The organism is Myxacorys sp. (assembly GCF_059501405.1).
In genome coordinates this window covers 1-4,539 of record NZ_JCACCM010000008.1, presented here as the reverse complement: position 1 = coordinate 4,539, position 4,539 = coordinate 1, and the positions used below count along the sequence as shown (strand labels likewise).

Below are 4,539 nucleotides of genomic sequence, written 5' to 3'. Positions count from 1 at the left end.
CGGGCATCAATTCTTGAAGCACTATCTGTAGCTGGACTTTAGAGATTTGGTATAAAATCACTTGTTTTTACAACATATAAAAAAAACAAATACGTCAATCGGGAACATTCTGAAAAAAATGGTGTTTAACGTCCCCAGGTTTCGGTCTTGCTAATGTCTACCCTCAAACAAAGTAGTACATAAATATTAATTTAGTGAAAACAAAATTGACAGATTTCTTGCCAAATTCTGCTGCTTTGGTCAGTCAGCGCGTGGTTGCTGTCTAGTTCGATCAGATTGACCCATGCGCGATCGCGGGCATAATCGCGACTGACCTGCACGGGGATCACCTCATCCTCAAGTCCGTGCAAAATTAACGTCGGGACTGATTTTCGTAGATTTGCTTCGTTGTATTGTTGGAGATCACTGACAATTTGATAGTCCAACGGTAAAAGGCGACCTTCCCCGTGGTGATAAACCAGTAGGGGCTGCCCAGCTTGCCATTGTTGAAGTTGAGCAGTTCCAATCGTAGGCAACCAATGCTCTAGATAGCGAAATGCAGGGGCAAGTAAGACAAGGCGTTCAACGTGGGGGCAAGACTCTCCAAGCCATGCGGCGGTCAATCCTCCAAAGCTTGAGCCAATGATAGTGGTGGGCGATGCTGGAAGGATGGCTCTAACTTGTTGCAGTTGGCGGCTCAGCGTTAGGTGCGTGAAGTCACTCTGATTGAGATCGGGAATCTGTAAGATGATGTCTTCCGATAAAATAATATCTTCCGAGGTGAAGTGATTCCTGCGGAAAGTTGCAAACTGGGTACGCAAATCTTGAGCTTTTGCCGATTGAGAACTAGAGGCAAATCCGTGCAAATAGAAAAATTCCACCTTTAACCTCGAACGCGCTCTTCCATACGTCCTCGGTTATTACGCTGTTTCTTCATGCGTTCTGCAAACTTCTGACGTTGCTCGACGGTTAGCACATCGCGCATGGCTAGCATACTTTCAAATTGAGCATCGGCAACCTGTTCTCGTAAGGTCTTGACTTGCCGATACTTTTCCTGGACTTGCTCTTTGGACGCGTCACCGCCCATCAGTCTCCGCAGTTCTTGCTGAGCTTGACGTTCTGATTGTTTACTCGCGCGGATACGATCGCGGTACTTCTCCCGCACCGCTCGAATCTGCTGCATCTGACCTGCCGACAGATTGAGTTCTTTTAGCCAGCCCATCCCAGGACCTTTTTCGGGTCGCTCCGGCTCAGCCTGGGCAAAGAGATGCTCGGCGGAAAGATTGGCTGATTTTGATGCGTCAGCTTGGGTTGTGGCTCGAAAGGCAATCGCACCTCCTAAAACGGCGATTAAAGCAGCGATCGCAGACATGCGACGAATCATGGAACTCTCCTTATTCAATTAATTATCAGCCAACGGCTCGACCAAGGCTAAAAACTCTTGAGCCGAGCGATCGTTGGCATTAGGGGAAACGTCAGATACCGAATTCAACCAGCTATTTTCCATAAACGCTTCTAAGCTAGCGACATCCGTATTGCTGAAAGAAGTAGGCTGTGAGGCTTGGTATGCTGCCACAGCCGCCACTAATCCAGCTGCCACGGCTCCTGATGTTGCCCACCACTGAATCGGGCGCACAACTCGCTTCGCTTGGCTCTCTTGCGTTGCGTTCATGATTTGCTCTTCTAGCGAAGTAGACGCAGGCGGTGGCAGCGGGCGATGGCGCTTGAGAAACGAGACTAACTCTGGATCATCTGGAGGTTTATAAGTCATAGCTGAACTCCTTCACGATGTAAAAATTGGCGCATAGCAGCACGAGCGTGGAATAGACGAGATTTCACCGTGCCTAAAGGAATCCCTAAAATATCTGAAATTTCTTTTTGGGCGATGTCTTCTAAATCGTGCATAACTAAAATGGTGCGATGCTCAAAGCTGAGGTGGTGCAAGCCTCGCTGTACGATGTCCTGGTAGTGGAGGTGCATCAAGTCTGGCGCGTCTTGCTGAGTCTGGCTCTGTTGCTTCAGGGAGTCGAAGCGCGATCGTCCCTTTGCTAAGAGTTGCCTTTGGTCTGAGGCGACATTCCAAGCGATGCGGTAAAGCCAGGTGGAGAACTGAGAAGATTGCCGAAATTTCGGTAGTCCCTTCCAAGCCCGCAAAAACACTTCTTGCACCAAATCATCAAGGGTGGCTGTATCGCAAAGCTGATACAGCAGTGCCCTGACTTTCTGATGATAACGTTGATACAACCAACGAAAGCTGTTCGCGTTGCCAGCGACACATTGCCGGATCAACACGTTATCCGAAGGCTCGGAGTTTCTGGCTTGGTCGTCGCTAGCTTGCACCGCACTCCTCTGAACGTCGCGTTGCGGTTCTAAGAGAGTTGATTGCTCTTGGAACCTGGCAAAGCGCATTGTATCCGCTACCACTAATGCATTCCCCGCAGATTATATGAAATTAGACAGCTCGCCGCGAAGAAAGGTTCAAGCCATTATTCACTGGTCCTTAGAGACGACTATCCTCAATGAGGACGAACCATTGAGGGTGGAGGCGGATCAAAGGGTTCAAAGATAGAACTGGGGTTCAGTCCAGTAATGTGTTGAAAATCGTCAGGACTGAGAGGGCTGAAAATTCCAGTACGTTCCCACTGCTGAAGTGACTCGTGAACGTGATTGAAGAATGCGAGTCCACGCGGCATCGGAATTGCTGCCCAATGGTGCGCGATCGCATCGGCTAAGGCTAACTCGATCCAGGCAGAAGGATACCGCTCTAGCAGTTGATCTAGCTCATTTTCGCAAGCTTCAACCTCTGATCCATTCAGTTGGTAGCTGCTAATAATATGCTTTATTCGTTGCTTTTTAAGATGTTCGGCGAGGGTCATTACTTGTACTTGGACATTCAACAACTATTTAGCAAAGCGTTCATGCTTTCAGCTTATAACACCCCGATCAAAACCTAGAAAAAATCAATTTTGCAGTGACAAACATCGCAATCAAACTGAATGTACAAGTAAAATTTCAAGCAGGGCTGATGCAGCCAGGGATGAATAGCGATACCGAGATACCTAAGGCTATGGAAAACACTTTGTTCGATCGCACCTTTCGAGACAGTGAGGGCAAGATTGTTCTGGCACAGATGCCAAACTTGCCAATTTTGGTTTGGGGGACAGCAAGCTTACTCCAACTTCTGCTGACCAGCGGCAAGATCCAGACCGGATTAGATTTAGTCGCGTTTGGTTCCTTGTTCACGTGGGCATGGCAGGAAGTTTTTCAAGGCGTTAACTATTTTCGGAGAGCGCTCGGTTTCGTCGTGCTAGTTGGCGCGATCGCGTTCAGACTTCAAGGAGCCGCCGGACTCACTTAATGACTCCTTAACAACTGGTGGTTTGTTGAAACCTCCGACCTGACCGCAATCGGGCATCGCACTTTTGGATCACTCGAATTTGGATCGCTCAAATCTGGATCACTCAAATCTGGATCACTCACAGAGGGCAAGAACCTTTCAGTGACCATAAGTAACAAATTACCGTGACAAGCGTGCTAACTTGTGCGATAACCCAACCTGTACCCCTCTTTAAACAGTGCTGTAGGTTTAACACTTATGGATTTAAAGGCTTTGATTCGTGAGATTCCCGATTTTCCTAAACCTGGAATTCTGTTTAAAGATATTACGACGCTGCTACAAGATCCAGAAGGGCTGAGATACACAATCGATTTGCTGGCTGAGAAGTGTGCAGATTTGGCTCCTGACTATGTTGTGGGAATGGAGTCACGGGGGTTTATTGTTGGAACACCTTTAGCGTACAAAATGGGAGTTGGATTTATCCCCGTTCGTAAACCAGGGAAGCTGCCAGCGCCCGTTCATCAGGTGGAATATAAGTTGGAGTATGGAACGGATTGCTTAGAAATGCATAAAGATGCTTTCAAGTCGGGCTGCCGAATCCTGATTGTGGATGATTTGATTGCAACAGGGGGAACGGCAGGAGCAACAGCAAAGTTAATTCAAAATATTGGATGTCAATTAGTTGGATGTGCGTTTGTGATCGAGTTGAAAGATCTCAACGGGCGTCAACGGCTCCCAGATGTGCCAATCGTGACATTAGTTGAGTACTAAAGTTGAGTACTGAGCGGGTTGAATCACAAGTTGAATGGGACATTGCGCTAATCGCTCAACTCGCAACTTCGCAGAAACCTCACCTCTTCAATTTCGCTCAATCTAATCTGTGTGAGGCAATCAGTGCAGTAGGCTGTTGATCCCTCTGCGCTTTCGTCTCGGTTGCGAGTTTGAATTTCATGAGTTTGAATTTCAAAGTAGAGCAACGCGTGATCGTTCACGACGGCTCTTGAACGCTGAGACATCCCCAACTCTTCAAGCACCCGAATTGACGCTTTGTTAGGCGCGTCAAAATCTGCTACTACCCGCGACAACCCAAGGGTGTCAAATGCCTCAAGGGGTGACAGCGCGGCTAGAAAGCGGACTGGATGAGGGAAAGCGCCCGTAATTCTCGCAGGAAAAAAGGGGCGCTTTTGGGGCTTGAGCCGCATCAGACGCTCTGCCCAGACTGA

8 protein-coding genes are annotated in these 4,539 nt (G+C 48.1%); 2 read left to right on the top strand and 6 right to left on the bottom strand.

The window, feature by feature from the left end; all coding sequences use genetic code 11:
- Positions 1-191: 191 nt before the first annotated feature.
- The 5 genes from AC5I6P_RS00855 to AC5I6P_RS00835 all read right to left on the bottom strand — a co-directional run bounded on the left by AC5I6P_RS00855 (position 192) and on the right by AC5I6P_RS00835 (position 2,855).
- Entirely contained in the window at positions 192-860 is a 669-nt protein-coding gene (locus AC5I6P_RS00855) for a YqiA/YcfP family alpha/beta fold hydrolase (RefSeq protein WP_495691868.1), read from the bottom strand.
- A gap of 2 nt (positions 861-862) precedes the next feature.
- Positions 863-1,363 carry a Spy/CpxP family protein refolding chaperone gene (locus tag AC5I6P_RS00850; RefSeq protein ID WP_495691867.1) on the bottom strand — a complete coding sequence of 167 codons (501 nt, stop codon included), beginning with the start codon at positions 1,361-1,363 and terminating at the stop codon, positions 863-865.
- An 18-nt stretch (positions 1,364-1,381) separates the two neighbouring features.
- A complete protein-coding gene (locus tag AC5I6P_RS00845) occupies positions 1,382-1,750 on the bottom strand; it encodes a hypothetical protein (protein WP_495691866.1) in 369 nt (122 codons plus the stop codon).
- Complete coding sequence (locus tag AC5I6P_RS00840; RefSeq protein WP_495691865.1) at positions 1,747-2,319, bottom strand: sigma-70 family RNA polymerase sigma factor; 573 nt, start codon at positions 2,317-2,319, stop codon at positions 1,747-1,749. The genes AC5I6P_RS00845 and AC5I6P_RS00840 overlap by 4 nt, the downstream gene beginning before the upstream one ends.
- 176 nt (positions 2,320-2,495) lie before the next feature.
- Positions 2,496-2,855: a hypothetical protein gene (locus AC5I6P_RS00835; protein WP_495691864.1), complete on the bottom strand. Its 360-nt coding sequence runs from the start codon at positions 2,853-2,855 to the stop codon at positions 2,496-2,498.
- Between the two features lie 191 nt (positions 2,856-3,046).
- Here AC5I6P_RS00835 and AC5I6P_RS00830 point away from each other — a divergent pair, with 191 nt between their 5' ends.
- A complete protein-coding gene (locus AC5I6P_RS00830; protein WP_495691863.1) occupies positions 3,047-3,337 on the top strand; it encodes a hypothetical protein in 291 nt (96 codons plus the stop codon).
- Between the two features lie 237 nt (positions 3,338-3,574).
- The gene (locus AC5I6P_RS00825; protein ID WP_495691862.1) at positions 3,575-4,087 is read left to right on the top strand and encodes an adenine phosphoribosyltransferase; all 513 of its coding nucleotides are present in this window, start codon (positions 3,575-3,577) and stop codon (positions 4,085-4,087) included.
- A 47-nt stretch (positions 4,088-4,134) separates the two neighbouring features.
- Here AC5I6P_RS00825 and AC5I6P_RS00820 read toward each other — a convergent pair.
- Positions 4,135-4,539 (bottom strand): GNAT family N-acetyltransferase (locus tag AC5I6P_RS00820; RefSeq protein ID WP_495691861.1); only part of this gene is annotated, 405 nt, incomplete at its 5' end.